Source organism: Streptomyces sp. NBC_01446 (assembly GCF_026340095.1).
GTDB lineage: Bacteria > Actinomycetota > Actinomycetes > Streptomycetales > Streptomycetaceae > Streptomyces > Streptomyces aureus.
Window position 1 is genome coordinate 1,834,732 of sequence record NZ_JAPEPO010000001.1, and the last position, 21,671, is coordinate 1,856,402.

The following is a 21,671-nucleotide window of genomic DNA, read 5'->3' on the forward strand; positions in this document are numbered from 1 at the left end:
GGGTATGCGTGGTCCTCCTTTAAGAGGGGCCCAATTCCTAGGTGGTTCCGTCACTTTCGGGAAGACTCTGGCGGAAGTCGCCCGGGACATCCGGGCCGGGAGTGGAAGAGTCGTACCCATGCAGGTCTGGCCTGGACAGGCGTATCCACTCGGTGCCACTTACGACGGCGCCGGCACCAACTTCGCGGTCTTCTCGGAGGCCGCACGGCGCATAGAGCTGTGTCTGCTGCACGACGACGGGTCGGAGACCGCGGTGGAACTGCGGGAGACCGACGCCTTCGTGCGGCACGCGTATCTGCCCGGCATCATGCCGGGCCAGCGGTACGGCTTCCGCGCGCACGGCCCGTACGCCCCGGAGCGCGGGCAGCGGTGCAACTCGTCGAAGCTGCTCCTCGACCCGTACGCACGTGCGATCAGCGGCCGGATCGACTGGGGCGAGGCGGTGTACGGGTATCCCTTCGGGTCGCCCGACAAGCGCAACGACCTGGACTCTGCGCCGCACACGATGACGTCGGTCGTGGTCAACCCGTACTTCGACTGGGGCGACGACCGTCCGCCGCGCACCGAGTACCACCGCACGGTGATCTACGAGGCCCATGTGAAGGGCCTCACGATGACGCACCCGGCGCTCCCGGAGGAGCTGCGCGGCACCTACGCGGCGCTCGCGCACCCGGCGATCCTGGAGCACCTCACGGAGCTGGGCGTGACGGCGCTCGAACTGATGCCGGTCCATCAGTTCGTCAACGACCACCGGCTGGTGGAGATGGGCCTGAACAACTACTGGGGCTACAACACCATCGGCTTCTTCGCGCCCCACAACGCGTACGCGTCCTGGGGCGACCGCGGGCAGCAGGTCCTGGAGTTCAAGTCGGCGGTACGGGCACTGCACGAGGCCGGGATCGAGGTCATCCTCGACGTCGTCTACAACCACACGGCCGAGGGCAACCACCTGGGCCCGACGCTGTCCTTCAGGGGCCTGGACAACGCCTCGTACTACCGCCTCGCGGACGACCGCCGCTACTACATGGACACCACGGGCACCGGGAACTCGCTGCTCATGCGCTCGCCGCACGTCCTCCAGATGATCATGGACTCGCTGCGCTACTGGGTCACCGAGATGCACGTCGACGGGTTCCGCTTCGACCTGGCGGCCACGCTGGCGAGGCAGTTCCACGAGGTGGACCGGCTGTCGTCGTTCTTCGACCTCGTGCAGCAGGACCCGGTGGTCTCCCAGGTGAAGCTGATCGCCGAGCCGTGGGACGTCGGCGAGGGCGGCTACCAGGTGGGCAACTTCCCGCCGCTGTGGACAGAGTGGAACGGCAAGTACCGGGACACCGTCCGGGACCTGTGGCGGGGCGAGCCGCGCACCCTCGCCGAGTTCGCCGGACGGCTGACCGGCTCGTCCGACCTCTACCAGGACGACGGCCGACGTCCGCTCGCCTCCATCAACTTCGTCACGTGTCACGACGGTTTCACCCTGCGCGACCTGGTCTCGTACAACGAGAAGCACAACGAGGCGAACGGCGAGGGCAACCGCGACGGGGAGAGCCACAACCGGTCGTGGAACTGCGGTGCGGAGGGCGACAGCGACGACCCCGAGGTGCTCGGTCTGCGGAACCGTCAGATCCGCAACTTCATCGCGACGCTGATGCTCTCCCAGGGCGTGCCGATGCTCAGCCACGGGGACGAGCTGGGACGCACGCAGAACGGCAACAACAACGCCTACTGCCTGGACAGCAAACTGGCCTGGGTCCGCTGGCCCGAGACCGCCGAGAACACGGAGCAGGACGCCCTGCTGGCCTTCACGCGCGCGATGGCGCGGCTCCGGCGTGACCACCCGGTGTTCCGCAGGCGCCGCTTCTTCCACGGGCGGCCGGTCGAGGGCACCCACGACGAGCTGAGCGACATCGCCTGGTTCACTCCGGAGGGCGAGGAGATGACGCGGGACGACTGGGGCGCGGCGCAGGCGCGGGCCCTGTCGGTGTTCCTCAACGGGCACGCGATCTCGGAGCCGGGCCCCCGGGGCGAGCGCATCTCGGACGACTCGTTCCTGCTGCTGTTCAACGCGTCGCCCGACGCGTTGGAGTTCCTCGTGCCGGTCAACCACGGCCGGCAGTGGGAGGTCGTGGTGGACACGGCGCTGCCCGAAGGCGTGCCCCTGGGGACCGGCGCGAAGGTACAGGCCGGTGACCGCCTCACACTCATCGACAGGAGCCTGACGGTGTTGCAGCGACCGGCGTGACCCCTGGTGCCGCCGGGGCCTTGACGAGGAGTGCGACGCCGAACGCGAGGGCCGCGGCCACGCTGCCGACGGTGAACGCCGCGGCGGGGCCGTGGGACTCGGCGAGGCGTCCCGCCACGGCGAGCGTGACCGCCTGCCCGCCGACGAAGGCGCTCGCGGCGAACGTCATGCCCTCGGCGAGACGTTCGCCCGGCACGGCGCGTTCGGTGAGTCCGAAGCCGGTGATCAGGTTCGGGGCGAAGACGGCGCCGAACACGGTCACCGCCACATAGAGGCCCGGCATGCTCTGCGTGCCGATCAGCAGGAGGGACAGGAGCGCGGCGGCGGCCGTGGCGACCCGCCAGCGCAGCGCGAGCCCGAAGCGCTCCGGCACGGCGGCCATGGACAGGCCGACGGCGGCGCTCATGACGCCCATGGCGGCGTAGACGAGGCCCGCCTGGTCCTCCTGGCCGAGCTTTTGGGTGAGCGCCGTGATCCCGGCCCCGCAGCCGCCCAGGAGGACGCCGAGGAGGACGAGGCCGAGGCGCACGAGCCGGACCTCGCGCGGCATACGGGGGCGCCGGGCCCGCGGTTCCTTGGGGGCGCGCGCCGTCGCGGGCCGGACCGCCGTCGCCGTCGCCGTCGGGTGCAGCGCGAACGCCGTGCCGCAGCCGGCGACCAGGAGAGCGGCGGCCCCGAACGCGTAGGCGGGGTGGCCGACGAAGGCCGCGACGCCGATCAGCGCGGGCCCGAGGACGAACGACAGCTCGTCCATCGTGCTCTCCAGTGACAGCACCGTGTTCACGACGCGCTCGTCCGCACCCCCGCGGCGGACGAGTGCGACGCCCCGGGCCCTGGCCAGCGGGCCGATCCCCGGCACCGTGGCCCCGGCGAGCACGCCGAGTGCCACCAGGAGCGGCGTGGGGAGTCCCGCGAGGGCGCCGAGCGTGTAGCAGGCGATCGCGAGGGCGTTCAGCAGCGAGCAGCACAGGACGACGCTCCCCTGCCCGCGCCGGTCTGCGAGCCGGCCGACGACAGGCCCCATGGCCACCTGTCCGAGCGCGAGCGCGCAGGCCACGGTCCCTCCGGTCGCGAGGGAACCGCTCGTCCTGGTGATCAGCAGGACGCTGCCGAACTGGATCACCGCCACGGGCAGCCGCCCGAAGAACGAGATCACCGGGAGCAGTGCCCCGGTCGCCCCGAGCACCTCGCGGTATGTCGCCGACGTTCCCCCCGCTGCCTGTGCCATCGTTCGAAGCTATCGACGGCGCCGGTGACATCTGCATGCGGCGATGACACGAAAGACGCCGGGGCGGGTACGTAGGTTCGCATGACGCGCATGACACCGGACCATCAGGAGGGCGAGGTCCCCGCCCCGCCCACGGCCACGTACCGGATACAGCTCCAGCCGGCGTTCCCGTTCGCCGCGGCCGCCGGAGCCGTCCCGTATCTGGCCTCGCTGGGTGTCTCGCACCTGCATCTGTCGCCGGTCCTGGAGGCCGTACCCGGTTCCACGCACGGGTACGACGTCGTGGACCACGCGCGCGTGCGGGACGAGCTGGGCGGTGAGGCCGGGCTGCGGGCGCTCGCGCGGACGGCGCGGGAGCTCGGGCTCGGCCTGATCGCCGACATCGTGCCCAACCACATGGCGTCGGCGGCCGGGCTCAACCGGCCCCTCCAGGAGGTCCTGCGGGACGGGCCGCACTCCCCTTACGCGCACTGGTTCGACATCGACTGGGAGGCGCAGGGCGGGCGGGTCCTGCTGCCCGTGCTCGGCCACCGGCTGAGCCACGAGCTGGACCACCTGGAGGTGGACGGGCGTGTGCTGCGCTACTACGAGCACGCGTTCCCGCTGCGCGAGGGCACGGAGACGCTGCCCCTTCCCGAGCTGCTCGACGCCCAGTGGTACCGGCTCGGCTGGTGGCGCCTGGCCCGCACCGAGCTCAACTACCGGCGTTTCTTCACCATTTCGGACCTGATCGGGGTCCGCGTGGAGAACCGGCAGGTGTTCGACGCCACCCACGGGAAGATCGTCCAGTTGCTGCGCGAGGGCGTACTCGACGGGCTGCGCGTCGACCACCCCGACGGCCTCGCGGACCCCGGCGCGTATCTGAAGGACCTCGCCGACGCGGCCGCCGGGCGCTGGACCGTCGTCGAGAAGATCCTCGGCGAGGACGAACAGCTGCCCGCCGCCTGGCCGGTGGCCGGTACGACGGGGTACGACGCGCTGCGCCGGATCGACGGCCTGTTCACCGATCCGTCGGGCGCGGACGAACTGCTCGGCCTGTTCCGCCGCTTCACGGCGGCCCCCGCCGACCTGGGCGGCGACTGGGACGCCACGGCGCGGCGCGCCGCGTACGAGGTCGTCACGCACGAGCTGGCGGCCGAGGTGGACCGCCTCACGCGCGAGGCGGGGCGGCTGTGCGCCGCCGACGCCGCCCTGCGCGACCACGCCCCGTGGGCGCTGCGCGCCGCCGTACGCGAACTCCTGGTGCGCCTGGACGTGTACCGGCCGTACGTGACCGGGGGCGCGGACCCCGAGACCGTGCTCACGCCCAGTGACGCCGCGGACGCCAAGGGGGTGTTCACCGTCGCCGAGGAGGCCGAGGCAGTGGACACCGTGCGGGACCTGGCGCTCGGGAAGCGCGGGTCGGGGTCCGAACACGAGGCGTTCCGGGCGCGGTTCGCGCAGACGGCGTCCGCGCTGCGCGCCAAGGCGGTCGAGGACACGGCATTCTACCGGCACGCGCCCCTCCTGTCGGCGACGGAGGTCGGCGGGACGCCGCAGAGCCCGGCGGTGGACCCGGAGTCGTTCCACGCGTACTGCGCACGCGTGCAGCACGACCGGCCGTACACGGGAACCGTCCTCTCGACGCACGACACCAAACGCAGCGCCGATGTGCGGGCGGGGTTCTCCGTGCTCACGCAGTGTCCCGGGCGCTGGGCCGATCTGCTCGCGGACGTCACCGCGCGGACCGCGCGCGAGGGCGGTGCGAGCGCGCCCGATCCCCAACTGGCCTGGGCGGCCTGGCAGACGGCGGTCGGGTTCGGCGACCAGGACGGCGAGCGGCTCCAGGGCGCGATGCTCAAGCACGTGCGCGAGGCGGGGCTGCACACGAGCTGGACCGAGCCGGACGCGGACTACGAGAAGGCGGTGCGCGACTTCGTGGCCGCGGGCCCGTGCGGGCCGCCCAGGGAGGCCGTCGCCGCGTTCGCGGACTCGTTGCGGCCCCATGTCCGGGCGAACGTCCTGGGGGCCGCTCTCGCCCATCTGACGATGCCGGGGGTGCCGGACGTCTACCAGGGCACGGAGCGCGAGTACCGGGCGCTGGTGGACCCGGACAACCGTGCGCCGGCCCGCTTCGACTCTGATCTGCTGGAGCGGCTCGACTCCGATGAGGGGTCCGTCCCCGGCGATCTGTCCGACGAGAAACTGGCGCTCACCGTCGCCGCGCTGCGACTGCGCCGGGCACATCCGGAGTGGTTCGGTGGCGGATCGACGTACGAACCGGTCGCCGCGCGGGGGGCGGGCGCCGCTCACTGCGTGGCGTTCGCCCGCTCCGGGGAGGTCGTCGCCGCCGCGACCCGACTGTCGCTGCGCCTCACGGAGGCGGGCGGCTGGCGCGACACCGAGCTGTCGCTCCCTGAGGGCCAGTGGGTCGACCTGCTCGCCCCGGGGAACGAGTTCACCGGCCACGCGCGCGTGGAGAAGCTGTTCGACCGGCATCCCGTGGCGCTCCTCGTACGCGCGACCGTCAGCTGAGGAGTACCGGGAGGGTCTTCGGGCCGCGCGTGATGAGGCCGGCGGAGGCGGGCCGGCCGCCGGGGGTCCAGCGCAGGTGCGGGAGGGCCTCCAGGAGGGCGCGCAGCGCGCACTCGGCGGTGAGGCGGGCCAGCTGCACGCCGAGGCAGCGGTGACGGCCCGCGCCGAAGGCCAGCTGTCCGGGCGCCGGGCGCAGGATGTCGTAGCGGTCGGGGACGGCGAAGCGCGTCGGGTCGCGGCCCGCGGCGCCCACGAGACAGGCCACGTCGGCGCCCGCGGGTATCGTCCCGGCGCCGGTGACGACGGGCACGAGGGCGCGCCGCAGCACGATGTGCACGGCGGGGTCGCGGCGCAGGGACTCCACCCAGGCCGCCGGTATCAGCACGGGACGCTCCCGTACGAGCCTCAACTGAGCCGGGTGGTCGAGCAGGTTGGCGAGGAACGAGGCGAGCGCGAGATGCGTGGCCTCGCCTCCGGCGCCGAGCAGCGTCCCGGCGAGGCCGACGACGGTCTCGTCGGGGAGACGGCTGCCGTCCGCCCGTGCGGTGCTGAGGACGGACAGCAGGTCGTCGCCGGGACGCGCGCGGCGGCGTGCGACATGGGGGCGCAGAAAGGCGTCCAGGTCCCCGTGGCCGTCGCCGAGGTGCGTGAGGCCCTCACGGCACCAGTCGCGCACGCGCGCGGTGTCCTCGTGGGGCAGCCCGAGCGCGGTCACCGCCGCCACGGCCGGCAGCCACTGGCAGAACTCCGCGACGAGATCGGCCTCCTGACGCTCCGACAGGCGATGGGCGAGCACGTACGCGGCGCGTTCCACCCCGGCCCGCAGAGCGGCAAGGGCCCGGCCGCGCAGCGCCGGCTGGAGCAGCGCGCGGTGCACGGCGTGCGTGCGGTCCTCCAGGTGCGCCAGGGCCCGTCCCGGCGGCGGGGCGACGAGCCGCGGATCGGTGAGCGCGGCGCGCACGTCTCGGTAGCGGCTGACGAGCCACGCCCCGAAGGCCTCGTCGTGCACGAGCGGGTACGACGTCCTGAGCGTCCGGTACAGGGGGTAGGGGTCGCGGTCGGTCCCCGGTGCGCGGAGGCTGGGCGGGGGCGGGTCGTCGGGATCGCTGTGGCCGGGTGCGGGGCGGAGCCCACCGGCGCCGGGCGCCTCCGCGACGCCGGACGGCACGAAGGGGCACGTGGCGGGGCCTTCCGCCGAAGGGCCGGGGATCCCGGCCGGGTCCTGGGCTCCCGGAACTGCGCGCATCGCCGAGCCCCCAGCCTTGTGCCGGTGCGCGCCGGGAGACGCGCGAGTCTTCTCAGCGGACCACCGCGGGCTCCCCTGCGCAGTCCCCGTACGACCGTACGGGTGAGGCGGACGCCTGGGCGTCCGGCCCATGACCTGCACGGCAGCTCCACGAAGTCCGCCGCGGCGCCCGTCGGAGGGACCCTGGAGAACACTTCAGGGCGCGCTTCCCCGGTGGTTCCGCCGAGAGGACCACACAGTCCTCGCCGACCGCTCCGGCCGCCCTCGGCACCGGCCGCCGTTCGACCGGCGCGAAGGGCATGACCTGGCCCGTCACCTCCACGCCCACCCCACGCTCTCCGAGGCCGTCGGCGAGATTCCTCGGTCCGGCGGGGCCACGGGCCGCACCAGCAGTACGGCGCCGGAGGCGGCCTTCTTGACAGGTGCCGCGGGGCGTGGGGTACTGCGGGATGCGACGCGTGGAGCACCAACGGGGGTGAGTCACCTGACGGAGCAGCGCTACCCGAATGTGGCCGAACTGGTCCAGTCAGCACGGGAGCTGGCGACTCACCGACCCGACCTGTGCGTTCTACGCCAGGTCGGGACCTCACGCGCGGGCCGGCCGCTGCACCTGTTGTCGGTGGGGCACGGCCACCGCGCGGTGCTCGTGGTCGCGGGAGCCCATGCGAACGAGCCGGCCGGTGGCTCCACTTTGCTGCGCCTTGCCGAACGCGCCCTGATGGAGCGGGAGTTGCGCACCGACTGCTCCTGGCACTTCTTGTTGTGCGCCGATCCGGACGGCGCGGATCTGCACCGCACCCCCGCGCCGCGCACCCTGCTCGACTACCACCGGCACTTCTTCCGCCCCGCGGGCCCCGAGCAGCCCGAGTGGTCACCTTCCGTGCTGCCGCCTGACCGGCTGCCGCCCGAGACGCGGACCCTGACCGGGGTCATCGACGAGCTGCGCCCCTTTCTCCAGGTGTCGCTGCACGGCACCGATCTGGGCGGCAGCTGGGTGCAGTTGACGCGAGACATACCGGGGCTCGCGGAACCGTTCGCCAAGTCGGCGGCGGAGCTGCACATCCCGGTGGAGACGGGCGCCTCGGACGCGGCGGGCTGGCCCGCGACGGGCCCCGGCGTCCATGTGATGCCGGAGCCCGGCGCGGAGGCCGCGTTCCCGAGCCTGCCGGACGACGCCCGGCACAGCACCTGGCACCACGCCCACCGCTACGGGGGCCGCACGGCGATCGTCGAGGTCCCGATGTGGGCGAGCGATCTCGTGGACGACCCGGCGCCCCACCCCGCCCCCGACCGGGCGCTGCGGCGCCTGGCGCAGCGACTGAGCCGGGACACGCTCCTGGTGGAGGAGATCCTCCAGTCGGCGCTGCCGCGGCTTCCCGAGGTGGACGGGCCGCTGATGCGGGCGACGCGCTGGGCCGTCGCGCTGGTGCCGGGCCTCGCGGGCGACTGGCTGCAACCTCCGCCACCGGACGCCACGATGGCGTACGTGGGGAGCATCGACGCGTTCTCCAGACGGCTGCCGTTGCGGGCCGCCGCGATGCTCCTGCGCGTCCTGAAGGAGGCGGACGACCCGGACGCGGAGCGTCTTGAGCAGTTGGTGACGCACTGGTGCGACGCGTTCGCCGAGCGGTTCAGGGCACGCTGGGTGCCGCTGGAGCATCAGGTCGAGCACCAGTCGCGGACGACCGTCGCGGCCGTGCGGCACACGCTCGCGGCGGGCGACTGACGGCGAACGCCGCCTGCAACGACCGGAGTTGCAACGCCCTTGAGTCAGACGGAGTCGGCGGAGAGCCGGAACGACATCCGTCCGAAGCCGACCTGGTCGCCGTCCTGCACGACCGCCGCGCCGACCACCCGCCGCCCGTTGACGGACGTGCCGTTGGTGGAGCCGAGGTCACGCAGCACCCACATGCCGCCCTGCCTGCTCAGTTCGGCGTGCACCCGGGAGACGGTCTCGTGGCTGAGCCGCAGTCCGTTCGCCGGGTCGCGCCCGATGCGCAGCGGGTAGGGGTTGTTCGGCGACGGCAGCTGCAGCTTCGGGAGGCGCTCGCGCTGCCATGCCCCGCGCAGCCGCACCGTGAAGCCGGAGACCGCCGCCACGGTGCCGAAGACCACGCGGGACCAGCGGCCCTCGGTGTGCAGGTCGGCGGTGAGCGCGGCGAGTTCGTCGGACCGGCGGGCGGCGAGTGCCAGCTCCATGCGCCGTACGAACGTGTCGTGCGACAGCCTGCCGAGTGCGGCGCCCTCGCGGAGCTCCCGCAACGCCCTGTCGCGCTCGGCGTCGGACAGCCGCGCCGGGTACGTATGGTGCTCGAACGAGGAGGTCACGTGCGTGATTGTCCGGCAGCGCGGCCGAGGTGTCCAGAAAACGGCGAACTTCAGCCCGCCCCCGTACGGCCTTGACCAGCAAGGACAGTGGCTCGACGCGGTGTGCGGAAAACCGGGCGCGCCCCGCACGGGCCCGCTGCTACGTTCGTCTGCCCGGACCGCCGTCGGGCGCGTTCGCGTGAACCAGGAGACTTCTTGACTGCTGCACCGCATGGAAACCCGCACCCGACGCACGACGACGCCCGTCCCGTCGTCCGCGCACTGACCGAGGAAGACGTTCCGCTTTTCCGTACGTTCGAGGATCCGGGCCTGGTGGGCCGCGTCATCACCGGCGTCGGTTATCGCACCGTCGCCGAGGGCGGCGACTACCGCCCCGAATGGACCTGGGTCGCCCTGCGCGAGGGGCGCGTGGTCGCGCGGGCCGCCTGGTGGGGCGGCAAGGACGACACTGAACCGGTGAACCTGAACTGGTTCGACGTCCTGGAGGACGACATCGAAGCGGGTGCCGAACTGCTGCGGCAGGCCCCGTTCGACGTCGAGTACGAACTGATCCTGCCCGCGGGCTGGAGTGAGGACCCGCGGACGCGGGCGGCCGCCGAGGCGCGGATGGAGGCGGTCACTCGGACCGGCAAGAAGCTCCTCGTGGAGCGGCTGCGCTACCGGTGGACGCCGGACAACGGCCTGCCGGAACGACCCGGCCGCCTGGAGTTCCGGGCCGAGCCCGACGACGAGGTGATCCTCGACGTGCTGCGCCGGGTCCACTCGGCGACGCTCGACGCGCACGCACGGCACGCCATCGAGGAGTCGGGCCTCGACACGGCCGCGCAGGAGGAGCTGGACTTCTTCCACTGGTGCCCGTCGCCGCGCGAGTGGTGGCAGCTGGCGTACACGCCGCAGGGCGAGCTGGTCGGCCTGCACATCCCCGCCCACAACCCCGGCGGGCCGTGCATCGGGTTCATCGGCGTGGTGCCGGAGCAACGCGGCCACGGATACGCGTACGACCTGCTGGTCGAGTCGACGCACTTCCTGGTGGAGCACGGCGCCGAGTTCATCGCCGGGGCGACGGACGACGGGAACTTCCCGATGGCGGCGAACTTCACGAAGGCCGGTTACCCGGTCACGGAGAAGCGCATCAATTTCGTCTGAGGTTCACCGGCCGGTTCGGCCGGCGGGTCCGATCCGGCGAGGAATGCGCGGAACCCGCCGCGAATCCCAGCGGATCGATCTCCGCTGACGCAGGATGGACGGGTCGTCACTGTCGGCAGACAAGGGGGAACCGTCCGTGCAGTTCGAGGTGTGGGCACCACAGGCAGAGCGGGTCGCGCTCCACTGCGAGGGCACCACGCGCGCGTTGGAGCGCGACCCGGACCGCGAGGGGTGGTGGACGGGCGAGGCGGACGCGCAGGACGGCGCGCGCTACGGATTCGCGCTCGACGACGGGCCGGTGCTGCCCGACCCCCGCTCACGCCGCCAGCCGGACGGGCCCGACGGCCTGAGCGCGGTCGTCGACCACGCGCGGTACACGTGGCGCTCGGAGTCGGGACCGGGACGCGGCCTCCCCGGCGCGGTCCTGTACGAGCTGCACGTGGGGACCTTCACGCACGAGGGCACGCTCGACGCCGCAGCCGAACACCTGCCGCATCTCGTCGAGTTGGGCATCACCCATGTCGAGCTGATGCCGGTGTGCCCGTTCCCCGGGCAGCACGGCTGGGGCTACGAGGGCGTCAGCCCCTGGGCGGTGCACGAGCCGTACGGGGGCCCTGAGGCGCTGAAGCGTTTTGTCGACATGGCGCACGGGCTGGGGCTCGGCGTCGTCCTCGACGTGGTCCACAACCACCTGGGACCTTCTGGCAACCATCTGCCCTCGTTCGGGCCGTACTTCACCGACACCCACCACACGCCCTGGGGCGCCGCGGTCAACCTCGACGCCCCCGGCTCCGACGAGGTGCGCGCGTACCTCGTCGGCAGCGCGCTCGCCTGGCTGCGCGACTACCGGATCGACGGGCTGCGCCTCGACGCGGTGCACGCGCTGTGCGACACGCGCGCGGTCCACTTCCTGGAGGAGCTGTCCACGGCCGTCGACGCCCTGGCCGAAGAGCAGGACAGGCCCCTGTTCCTGGTCGGCGAGTCCGACCTCGGCGACCCCCGCGTGATCACCCCGCGCAACCACGGCGGCCTCGGGCTCCAGGCGCAGTGGAGCGACGACTTCCACCACGCCGTGCACACGGCGGTGTCGGGCGAGTCCCAGGGCTACTACGAGGACTTCGCGAAGGCGCCGATGGCCGCGCTCGCCAAGACCCTGACCCGGGGCTACTTCCACGACGGCACGTACTCGACGTTCCGGGGCCGGCATCACGGGCGCCCCATCGACCGTACCCGCACCCCCGCGCACCGCCTGCTCGGCTACGCCCAGACCCACGACCAGATCGGCAACCGCGCGCAGGGCGACCGCCTCTCCGCGAGCCTGTCCCCCGGGCTCCTCGCGTGCGCGGCCACCCTCGTGCTGACCGGGCCCTTCACTCCGATGCTGTTCATGGGCGAGGAGTGGGCCGCCCGCACCCCGTGGCAGTTCTTCACCGACCACACCGACCCGGCGCTCGCGGAGGCCGTACGCAAGGGCAGGCGGCGGGAGTTCGCGTCGCACGGGTGGGCCGAGGAGGACATCCCCGACCCGCAGGACCCGGCGACCCGGGAGCGTTCCTGCCTGGACTGGTCGGAGCCGGACAGCGGTCCTCACGCGCGCGTGCTGGCCTGGTACCGCGAGCTGATCGCGCTGCGCCATGCCCGGGCCGACCTGACGGATTCCGACCTCGCGGCGGTGCGGGTGGCGTACGACGAGGAGGCCCGCTGGATCGCGTACCGGCGAGGTGATCTGCGGGTGGCGGTGAACCTGTCGGACGAGCCGGCGGCGGTGCCGGTCGGGCGGAACGGTTACCGGGTGCTCGCCGCGTGGGAGCCGGTGGGGCTGCCGGGCGAGGACGGTCTGCTCACCGTCCCGCCGCAGTCGTGCGCGGTGCTCCTCAGCCCGTAGGGGGTTCAGCCGGTCTCCGGGTCCTTGTCGGCGAGCTCCGTCACGAGTTCGAGGAGGATCGCCTCCCACGCGCGCTCCAGCTGGGTGCGCAGCAGCGGCACGGGGCTGTCGTCCGTGCCGTGGAGGCGCTCGCCGAGGCGTACGAGCGTGTCGCAGCGGGCCAGCCACAGGCCGCGCAGGCTGGCGCGGGCGCCGTATCCGGCGAGGGTCGCCGCGCGGACGGCCGCGCGGGCGCCGACCGCGATGCTCAGGCCCGCGATGTCCTCCGCCGGGTCGCCGATGACGGCGTCGGACCAGTCGAGGACGCCGCGCACCCGGCCGTCGGGGGTCACGGTGAGGTGCTCGCCCTTGAGGTCGTGGTGGACGACGACGGCGCCGGGCTGGGGGGCGAGCTGAGCGGCGGCCTGCTCGGTCAGCTGCGCGAGCCGCGCGGGTTCGAACTCGGCGTCGCCGCCGAGGAGTTCGGCGGCCTGCGCCGCCTCCCGGCGCAGCACGTCGAGCGAGCGCGGCGCCGTCCTCGCGAGCCCGAGCGTCTCGGCCCGCGCCGCGGGCACCTCCCGCAGCCCTCCGAGCAGCCCCGCGAGATCCTCCTCGCCGGCCGCGGTCACGTCGACGGCCTCGCCCGACGCGCCCTGCAGCCGCGTGTCGAGGGTGTACGTGCGCCCGCTCGCCCACTCGCCGGACGCGAGCGAGGCGGGCACGGCGATGCCGACGTGCTGGCGCACGAGGTCACGGAGCCTGATCTCGCGGCGCTGGCGCACGGACGCCGGCGCGTCTAGGGCGAGGCGCAGCACATAGCGGGTACCGACCCACCAGGTGGAGTGCTCACCGCCCTCGCTCACGGCACTGACGTCGAGCTGCCCGCTGTCCGGGAGGAGGGCGCCCAGCAGACTTCGTACGGTGTCCTGGGTGGGCCGCGGGGCGTCGGACATGGCGTCTAGCTCACGATCGCCATGTCCCGCGACGTGCTGTTCAGCCGTCGTACGCCGTCCTCGGTGACCGTCACGATGTCCTCGATGCGCACCCCGAAGCGGCCCGGAAGGTAGATGCCCGGCTCCACGGAGAAGCACATCCCGGGGACGAGGGGCTGTTCCTCACCCTCGATCATGTAGGGCGGCTCGTGCGTGGTGACGCCGATGCCGTGGCCGGTGCGGTGGATGAAGTACTGGCCGTAGCCGAACTCGGTGATCACGGCGCGGGCGGCGCGGTCGACGTCCTGGCAGGCGGCGCCCGGCTCGACCGCCGCGCAACCCGCCGCCTGCGCCTCGCGCACGACGTCGTGGACGCGCCGCTCCTCGGCGGTCGGCTCGCCGACGTGCACGGTGCGGGAGGTGTCGGAGCCGTAGCCGTGCTTGAGGCCGCCGAAGTCGAGGACGACCATGTCGCCGTTCTCGATGACGCGCTCGCCCGCCTCGTGGTGCGGGTTGGCGCCGTTCGGGCCCGATCCGACGACGGTGAAGTCGACCTGCGAATGCCCGAACTGCCGCAGCAGATCGGCGAGATCGCCCGCGACGTCGGTCTCCCTGCGGCCCGCGAAGGGCACCTTCTTGATCTCCTCGTACGTGGCGTCGGCCGCCTCTCCGGCCGCCGTGAGCCGTTCGAGTTCGGCCGCGTCCTTGACGGCGCGCAGCATCGGCAGGACCTCCGTGAGGGAGGCGTACGAGGTGTCGGGCAGCGCCTTCTGCAGCCCGATGAGGTGCATCGCCCAAGCGTTGTCGCTGATGCCGAAGCGCCCGGAGACGTCGAGGAGGGGCGCGGTCACCGCGTACGGGTCCTTGCCGTCGGTCCAGTCCCGCAGGGTGAGGGCGTCCGCCCCCACCGCCTTCGCGGCGTCCGGCGCCTCCAGGGTCGGCACGACGAGGACGGGGTCCTGGCCCGGGGCGAGGACGAGCATCGTGAGGCGCTCGGTGTCGGCCGTGGGCGAGTAGCCGGTGAGCCAGACCATGTCGGGGCCGGGGGCGACGAGGACGCCGGCGAGTCCCGCGTCGGCCGCGGACCGGGCGGCACGCTCCATGCGGGCCTTGTAGTCGTCGGCCGTGAACGGCGCGGGCGTGGCGGTCATCCGGTCCTCCGGGTACTCCGAGCTGAACATCGCTTCTGCAAAAAGGACGTACGGGCAGCATCCTGCCCGCCCGCCGGGCCTGACGCGAGTCCGTTCCCGCATGCGCGCGCCACCCGGCCGAACCTCCATCTAATGCCGACCCATTGAACAACCATTATGACTAATGGTTAGATCCATCTCATCCGTTAAGCCCCTTCCCCGGAGGACGTAAGACCATGCTTGTTCTGGCCCAGATCAGCGACCTGCACCTCGACGGGACCCCGCGCGCCACGGAGCGGGCCCGGCGCGTGATCGACCACCTCCGGGCGCTGCCGGGCCCTGTGGACGCCCTCCTCGTCACCGGCGACATCGCCGACCACGGCGCGGAGGCCGAGTACGAGGAGGCGGCGGGGCTGCTCGGGCTGCGCACGGGCGGGCCGAACGACGGTGGCCCACCCTTCCCCGGCCCACCGTCGCCCGTCCCGCCTTTCCCCGTCCTGCCTTTCCCCGTCCTGACCTGTCCCGGCAACCACGACAGCCGGGCGCCCTACCGCAAGGCGCTGCTGCGCGAACCCGCCGCCGAGGGGCCGGTGAACCGCGCCCACCGCGTGGGCGGCGCCGTTGTCCTCATGTGCGACTCCAGCATTCCGGGCGCCGACGAGGGCCGGCTCGACGAGGAGACGTACGGCTGGCTGGAGGACACCCTCGACGGGCTCGACGGCGAGACGCCCGTCCTGCTCGCGTTCCACCACCCGCCGGTGGCGCTGCACCACCCGCTGCCCGACGCTTACCAGCTGGACCAACCGCTGGCCCTGGCCGCCCTGTTGGAGCGGCGACCGGAGATCGCCGGGATCATCGCGGGGCACGCGCACACCCCGGCCGCCACGGTGTTCGCGGGCCGCCCCCTGGTGATCGGCCCGGGTGTGACGTGGACGCTGCGACTGCCCTGGGAGGGCGAGGGTGTGGCCGACCGGGAGGCTCCGGTGGGCCTGGCCTTCCACATCCTCGACGACGAGCGGCGGCTGACGACGCACTTCCGGGTCGTGTGATCCCCCCTCGGAGCGAGAGCGATCCCCGGGCGATCCCCTGGCGATCCCCTGGCGATCCCTAGGTCACCACCCCAGGAGTCACCGCCAGCACCTGGTGCGCGCCCGACTCGTGCCGGACCGTCAAAGTGACCTGCTGTCCCGGGCGCGCGGCCGCCACCGCCTGGGCGAGCGCGCCCGCCGAGCCGACCCGGGTCCCGCCGAAGGCGATCAGCACATCGCCCCGGACGAGGCCGGCCGTGTAGCCGGGGCCGGGCACGTGCACGCCCACGAGCAGCGCCCCCGCCCCCTTGGGCGCGTCCACCGCCTCGACGCCGAGCGCCGCCCGCACGGGGCGGACGGAGGGCGACGGGGAGGGGGACGCGGTCGGCGGACGGGACGGCGCGAGCGCGGGAGGCCGCGGCGCCGCCCCCGCCTGCTGCTGCATCTCGGCCAGTTTGCTCATGCCTATGACGGCAGCGCCGACCGTGCCGAGGCCGACGCCCGACAGCACGAGCACGGCCCCGAACAGCAGGCCGAGCAGCAGGGTGACGAGGCGTTTTCCGCGGCGCCGCGCCGCGTGCGGGCGGCGGCCGCCCGAACCGTTCCCCCGGGCGGCCGCCGCCTCACGACGCGGAGCTCCGGGCATCGACTTGGGGCGCAACGCGGTCTGTTCCATGGCCCACCTCCGGCCAAAGCTCTACCCGTCCGCGTCCGGCGCGACGATTCCCGAACGAGTGAGACTGAACCGGGCATTTCTGGCATCCGGTCAGCCACTGTGTCCTCCGTGCCCCATGTCCGGTGTCACGGCCGAGGATCCGGAAACGGCGAGATGGATGTGCATGGGGTGCACGACGGGCGGGTTCACCGCGAGATTCAGGAAGCTCCACTGCTCGTAACTGCCCTCCGCGACGGTGAAGCCCAGGCCGTCGTCGACGGTGCGCGAAGTACGGCGGTACGTCTTCAACGTACCGTCGGCGCGGCGGAGTCGGATGACACCGTCCGCGGAGAGCTCAGGCTCCTCGGCGTCTTCCGTGGCCTCAGCCTCGGCCATCTCCCAGATCTCGGGGTGGCCGCCTCACCCCACAGGACTCACCACACCCCACGAGGGTTCCATGAATCCCTCATTCCGGCTTACAAGGTTCGGCAACCGCCCCGGTACGAAGCCATGCGCGCGCCGGGCCAGGTCGGGGGCTGCGTAACGGCGGCAGTCGCGGTGCCAGTTGAGGATTCCGGCCATCCAGTTCTGGAGCTCCAGCACGTAGCCGTCCAGGGTCGCCCGGGCCTCCCGCGACAGCTTGAAGTCGTCGTAGAGGACGGGGAATTCATGGGTGGAGACATGCTCGAACTGCTGCATGCGCTGCGTCATCAGGTCGTGCACGACACCGAGCGCGGTCGGGTAGTCGCAGCCGAAGAAGTTCTGCACGACGAGGATGCCGTTGTGGATCTCGCCCTCGTACTCGATCTCCTTCTGGTACGAGAACACGTCGTTCAGGAGCATCGCGTAGTCCACGGCCGCGTTCTCCAGGGAGCGGACGGGGCCGCTGCGGTAGACCTCGGGGGGCACGGCGGGGCCGTGGCCGAGGCGGCACAGGCTCATGGTGAGGTCGGCGCCGAACGTGGCGCGGCGCATCTCCAGGTAGTCGACGGGGTCCGGGATACGGTTCTGGAGCTGGTTGGACAGCTCCCACACCCAGCTCTCCGTCATGACGTCGACGGACGCCTTCAGGGTGCGCCGCTGCGCGGTCGTCATCCCGGCGGCGGTGCGGGTCCAGAGGTCGGCGAGGCCGCGCTCCATCGCGTTCACGGGCGGCGGGATCTCGCCGCCGTCGACGGGCATGCACGCGGAGAGCCGCTCGGTGCACAGCTTCGCCGCGGCGAGGTCGCGCCGGCGCCCGAAGACGAGCGGGTAGTAGTCGTCCCCGTACGTCCCCCAGGCCAGCCAGTGCGCGCTCAGGTCCACGGCGTCCTGGTCCCCGTCGGGGTCGAGACCGGCCGAACACAGGGGCAGGTCGTAGGCGGCGAGCTTGTCCTCGTCCCATACGCCCTCCCCCAGGATGCCCATGGCGTGCGCCCACGGGGTGATGCGCCGGCGGGCCTCCGCCAGGCCGGGATTCAGCCGGAGTCGGAACGGCATGGGGAAGTCGGGGAGCAGGGACGGGCCCACCTTCTGGTACGGCACATGCGCGTAGGCGCGCAGCCGCTCGGCGCCGGCCGCCGCGAGCAGTGCGCCGACGTCCGCACCGGACGTGCCGATCCCGGTGGGCCCCGCCAGGGGGTCGCTCCCGGTCGCCCCCTCGTTCATGTACCGGCTGGAGCGCAGATGCCATTCGTGCCCCCCGGACTGCCAGTCCTGGAGGCCCCGCGTGTACGCGGCGACCGCGGCGACCTCGGGCGGCGTGAGCCCCTTCTCGACGGCGAGGGCGGGCACTTCGGTGAGCGCGGTGTGCTCGAACTGGTGGAGGCGTGAGGTGAGGATGTCGTTGACGGTCTGCGCCGCCTCCTGCGTCGTACAGCCGAAGAAGGTCTCCAGGACGAGCACGCCGTTGCTCAGCTCGCCCTCGTCCTCGACCTCCCGCTGGTACGAGAAGAGGTCGTTGCGCAGGTGCACGGCGTCGGAGAACGTCTCCATCAGCACACGCAACGGCCTCGACCCGGCGACGGACGCGGGCACCTCGGAGGTCGCGTACTCGACGAGCCCCGCCGACCAGGGCGCGCCGCCGACCTTGCGGCGCATCTCGATGTACTCGACGGGGTTGGAGATCCGCCCCTCGTTGATGTTGGACAGTTCCCACATCGACTCGTTGAGGAGGTGTTCGGTCGACTCGGCGAACCTTCGGCGCCAGTCCACCGACATGGCGGGCACGGTGCGCGCCCAGAGGTCGGCGAGGCCCGCCTCGACCGCGTTCTGCGGCTCGGGCACTGGGGTCGACAGGTCCATCGGCATGAACAGGGGCAGGCGGTCCAGATAGGCCTTGCCGCCCTCGCGGTCCATGGTCCGCTTGAACGTCTCCAGGAAGTGGTCGTCGAAGAAGAAGACCCACACGTACCAGTCGGTGACGAGCGACAGGGCGGGCCCGTCGCAGTCGGGATGGGTGTACGCGCACAGCAGTCCGTAGTCGTGCGCGTCGAGGTCGCTCTGCCCCCAGATGCCCGACCCCTCCAGCATGCCCATCTCGCAGGCCCACCGAGTGGAGTGCGCCCGCGCCTCGTCGAGGTGTGGATTGAGCCGCGCCTGGTACGGCATGTAGAAGTGCGGCAGTTCGAACGGCTGCGTCATGGCCCGGCCCTACCCGTGGCTCCCGGCGGGCATCCCGACGGCGGCACATGATCGCACCATCGCGTGAACCCGCGACTGAGGGGCGCCCGGAGGGGGAAAAGGGCGGTACCCAAGTCCACCCGATCCCCATCTGAGGAGTCCTCGGTGAGCCAGGCCACGGAGCCGTTGATCGTCGTAGGTGTCGACGGTTCGAACCACTCGAAGGAAGCCCTCCGCTGGGCCGTGCGGCAGGCCACGCTCGTCGGCGGCCGGGTGCACGCCGTCATGAGCTGGGAGTGGTCCACGAACCCCTTCAGCCTCGGCGGGGACACGGTGGTGGGCGGTCGCCAGCCGCTCTCCCCCGAGGAGACCTCGCGCGTGAAGCTCATCGACGTCGTCACGGAGACGATCGGCGAGAGCCCGCCCGTCCCGGTGCACAGCCGCATGGTGCAGGGGCCCGCGGCGAAGGTCCTCGTCGAGGCGTCCGGGGCCGCGGACCTCCTGGTCGTGGGCACCCGCGGCTACGGCGGCTTCAAGGGGGCGCTGCTCGGCTCGGTGAGCCAGCAGGTGACGCAGCACGCGCACTGCTCGGTCGTGGTGGTGCGGGAAAAATCCGCCGGCTGACGCGAGCGGCGGCCCGCCCTGTCGCCCACCCGACGGGGTGTCAGCGGGGCATGCCAGAGTGCCCCCATGGACGATGCCCGAGAGTTCCCGCGCCAGTACGCCCGCACCCGCCGCTTCGCCCTGGGCGCCCCGAGCCGGTTCACGGTCTCGGCGGACGGCGGGCGCGTCCTGTTCCTGCGCACGGGCGGCGGCGCCGACCCCGTGAGCGCCCTGTGGCTCCACGAGGACGGTGCGGAGCGCGTCCTGGTGAACGTCTCGCGCACCGCGCGCGCGGGAGACGTGCCGGCCGCCGAGCGGGTGCGCAGGGAGCGGGCGCGTGAGAGCGCGGTGGGACTCGTCTCGTACTCGGCCGACGCCGAGTGCCGCACTGTCGTGTACGCCCTGTCGGGAGCGCTCTGGGCGGTCCGTGTCGCGGACGGAGTCCCGTTCCCCGTGTCGGCGGCGGGCCCGGTCGTGGACCCGCGCCTGTCCCCCGACGGCCGGTTCGTCGCGTACGTCACCGGCGGCGCGTTGCACGTCGTCACACTCGACGGCGAGGACCGGCGCCTCGCGGCGCCCGAAGGCCCCGACATCACCTACGGGTTGACCGACCACGCGTCCTCGGAGTCGATGGGCCGGCCGCGCGGTCACTGGTGGGCGCCCGACGGCGGCGCGCTGCTCGCCGCGCGCGTGGACACGTCGCGCGTGCAGCGCTGGTACCTCTCCGACCCGGCCGACCCTTCGGCGCCGCCGCGCGCCGTGCGCTACCCGGCGGCGGGCACGGCCAACGCCGACGTGTCGCTCCATGTGCTGCACCTGGACGGCTCGCGGGCCGAAGTGGACTGGGACCGTGGGGCGTTCGAGTACGTGCCCGTGGTCGGGTGGGACGCGCACGGCCCGTACGCCGCGGTGCAGAGCCGCGACCAGCGGACGCTGCGCACGCTGGCCGTCGACCCGGCGACGGGCGCCACCCGCCTCCTGGACGAGCAGCACGACGCGGCCTGGGTCGAGCTGGTCCCCGGCGCCCCGTGCCGCACGGCGTCCGGCGCGCTGGTGACGACCCGCGACGAGCAGGACACCCGCCGCCTCGTCGTGGCCGGGAAGCCGGTGACCCCGGTGGGCCTCCAGGTCCGTCAAGTGCTCGGTGTCCGGGGCGAGTCGGTGCTGTTCGAGGGCGGTGACGAGCCCACCGAGACCCATGTCTGGACCTGGGCGCCCGACGCGGGCTGCGTCAGGCTCACGGACACGCCGGGCGTACACACGGCGGTCTCCGCGGGCGGCACCACGGTCCTGGTGAGCCGCCGGGAGGACGCCGTGACCGTAGAGGTGACGAAGAAGGGCAGCCCCGACGGGGAGATCGCCTCGCTCGCCGAGCCCCCTGTTGTCCCCACGCGCCCCGTCCATCTGCGGCTCGGCGAGCGGGAGTTGCGCAGCCAGCTGTTCCTGCCGTCGTGGCACACACCCGGCAGTGCCACGCTCCCCGTCCTGGTGAACCCGTACGGGGGCCAGCACCTGCTGGTGGCCACGCGCGGCCTCGGCTGGCCCGCGCATCTGTCGCAGTGGTTCGCCGAGCAGGGCTTCGCGGTCCTGGTCACGGACGGGCGCGGCTCCCCGGGGCGCGGTCCCGCGTGGGAGAAGGAGATCCGCGGCGACATCCTGACCCACGCCCTGGACGACCAGGTCGCCGCCGTGCAGGCGGCCGGGGCGGAGTTCCCCGACCTCGACCTGACGCGGGTCGCGATCCGCGGCTGGTCGTTCGGCGGGTTCCTGGCCGCGGGCGCCGTGCTGCGCAGGCCCGACGTCTTCCACGCGGCGGTGGCGGGCGCGCCGCCCACCGACCAGCGGCTGTACGACACGCACTGGAAGGAGCGCTATCTCGGACATCCCGACGAGGAGCCCGAGAACTACGAGCGCTGCTCCCTGATCGCCGACGCGCCGCTGCTGCGCCGCCCGCTCCTGCTGGTGCACGGGCTCGCCGACGACAATGTGGCGGTCGCGCACACCCTGCGCCTGTCGGCGGCGCTGCTCGCGGCGGGCCGCAGCCACCAGGTGCTTCCCCTGCCGGGCGCGACGCACATGGTCACGCAGGAGGACGTCGCGGAGAACCTGCTGCTGTTCCAGCTCGACTTCCTGAGGAAGTCCCTGGGGATCTGA

At 72.8% G+C, this 21,671-nt stretch carries 16 protein-coding genes; 8 read left to right on the top strand and 8 right to left on the bottom strand.

Going from position 1 to position 21,671, the window contains the following annotated elements; translation table 11 throughout:
• Positions 1–118: 118 nt before the first annotated feature.
• Positions 119–2,242, top strand: a complete 2,124-nt coding sequence (gene glgX, locus OG456_RS08210) for a glycogen debranching protein GlgX (RefSeq protein WP_266558692.1) — start codon at positions 119–121, stop codon at positions 2,240–2,242.
• Here glgX and OG456_RS08215 read toward each other — a convergent pair.
• Positions 2,202–3,470, bottom strand: coding sequence for an MFS transporter (locus OG456_RS08215; RefSeq protein WP_266558693.1), 1,269 nt, complete (start codon positions 3,468–3,470; stop codon positions 2,202–2,204). The genes glgX and OG456_RS08215 overlap by 41 nt on opposite strands.
• A 90-nt stretch (positions 3,471–3,560) precedes the next feature.
• On the opposite strand from OG456_RS08215, the gene treY reads away from it, so the two are divergent.
• Positions 3,561–5,984, top strand: coding sequence for a malto-oligosyltrehalose synthase (treY, locus tag OG456_RS08220; RefSeq protein ID WP_266569119.1), 2,424 nt, complete (start codon positions 3,561–3,563; stop codon positions 5,982–5,984).
• Here treY and OG456_RS08225 read toward each other — a convergent pair.
• Positions 5,977–7,230, bottom strand: a complete 1,254-nt coding sequence (locus OG456_RS08225; RefSeq protein ID WP_266558694.1) for a cytochrome P450 — start codon at positions 7,228–7,230, stop codon at positions 5,977–5,979. The genes treY and OG456_RS08225 overlap by 8 nt on opposite strands.
• A 475-nt stretch (positions 7,231–7,705) precedes the next feature.
• Between OG456_RS08225 and OG456_RS08230 the strand changes: the two genes are divergently transcribed.
• Positions 7,706–8,956 (top strand): M14 family zinc carboxypeptidase, encoded by a 1,251-nt coding sequence (locus OG456_RS08230; protein WP_266558695.1) that lies wholly within the window; start codon positions 7,706–7,708, stop codon positions 8,954–8,956.
• A 44-nt stretch (positions 8,957–9,000) separates the two neighbouring features.
• Here OG456_RS08230 and OG456_RS08235 read toward each other — a convergent pair whose 3' ends face one another.
• Positions 9,001–9,558, bottom strand: coding sequence for a DUF1707 and FHA domain-containing protein (locus OG456_RS08235; RefSeq protein WP_266558696.1), 558 nt, complete (start codon positions 9,556–9,558; stop codon positions 9,001–9,003).
• Positions 9,559–9,753: 195 nt separating this feature from the next.
• Between OG456_RS08235 and OG456_RS08240 the strand changes: the two genes are divergently transcribed.
• The gene (locus OG456_RS08240; RefSeq protein WP_266558697.1) at positions 9,754–10,704 is read left to right on the top strand and encodes a GNAT family N-acetyltransferase; all 951 of its coding nucleotides are present in this window, start codon (positions 9,754–9,756) and stop codon (positions 10,702–10,704) included.
• 136 nt (positions 10,705–10,840) lie between these two features.
• A complete protein-coding gene (gene treZ / locus OG456_RS08245; RefSeq protein WP_266558698.1) occupies positions 10,841–12,589 on the top strand; it encodes a malto-oligosyltrehalose trehalohydrolase in 1,749 nt (582 codons plus the stop codon).
• 5 nt (positions 12,590–12,594) lie between these two features.
• On the opposite strand, the gene OG456_RS08250 is transcribed toward treZ, so the two are convergent.
• Both OG456_RS08250 and OG456_RS08255 read right to left on the bottom strand, forming a co-directional pair.
• Positions 12,595–13,521 (bottom strand): aminoglycoside phosphotransferase family protein, encoded by a 927-nt coding sequence (locus tag OG456_RS08250; protein WP_266558699.1) that lies wholly within the window; start codon positions 13,519–13,521, stop codon positions 12,595–12,597.
• A gap of 5 nt (positions 13,522–13,526) precedes the next feature.
• Entirely contained in the window at positions 13,527–14,651 is a 1,125-nt protein-coding gene (locus OG456_RS08255; protein ID WP_266569120.1) for a Xaa-Pro peptidase family protein, read from the bottom strand.
• Between the two features lie 215 nt (positions 14,652–14,866).
• Here OG456_RS08255 and OG456_RS08260 point away from each other — a divergent pair, with 215 nt between their 5' ends.
• Positions 14,867–15,679 carry a metallophosphoesterase gene (locus OG456_RS08260; RefSeq protein ID WP_266558700.1) on the top strand — a complete coding sequence of 271 codons (813 nt, stop codon included), beginning with the start codon at positions 14,867–14,869 and terminating at the stop codon, positions 15,677–15,679.
• A gap of 58 nt (positions 15,680–15,737) precedes the next feature.
• Here OG456_RS08260 and OG456_RS08265 read toward each other — a convergent pair whose 3' ends face one another.
• The 3 genes from OG456_RS08265 to cyc2 form a co-directional block, all read right to left on the bottom strand.
• Positions 15,738–16,334, bottom strand: coding sequence for a PDZ domain-containing protein (locus tag OG456_RS08265; protein ID WP_266558701.1), 597 nt, complete (start codon positions 16,332–16,334; stop codon positions 15,738–15,740).
• Positions 16,335–16,424: 90 nt separating this feature from the next.
• Positions 16,425–16,709 (bottom strand): hypothetical protein, encoded by a 285-nt coding sequence (locus OG456_RS08270; protein ID WP_266558702.1) that lies wholly within the window; start codon positions 16,707–16,709, stop codon positions 16,425–16,427.
• A 24-nt stretch (positions 16,710–16,733) separates the two neighbouring features.
• Positions 16,734–18,935 carry a germacradienol/geosmin synthase Cyc2 gene (gene cyc2 / locus OG456_RS08275; RefSeq protein ID WP_266558703.1) on the bottom strand — a complete coding sequence of 734 codons (2,202 nt, stop codon included), beginning with the start codon at positions 18,933–18,935 and terminating at the stop codon, positions 16,734–16,736.
• Positions 18,936–19,079: 144 nt separating this feature from the next.
• Between cyc2 and OG456_RS08280 the strand changes: the two genes are divergently transcribed.
• Positions 19,080–19,538: a universal stress protein gene (locus OG456_RS08280; RefSeq protein ID WP_266558704.1), complete on the top strand. Its 459-nt coding sequence runs from the start codon at positions 19,080–19,082 to the stop codon at positions 19,536–19,538.
• A 66-nt stretch (positions 19,539–19,604) separates the two neighbouring features.
• On the top strand, positions 19,605–21,671 hold the full coding sequence (locus tag OG456_RS08285) for a prolyl oligopeptidase family serine peptidase (RefSeq protein WP_266558705.1): 2,067 nt from the start codon (positions 19,605–19,607) through the stop codon (positions 21,669–21,671).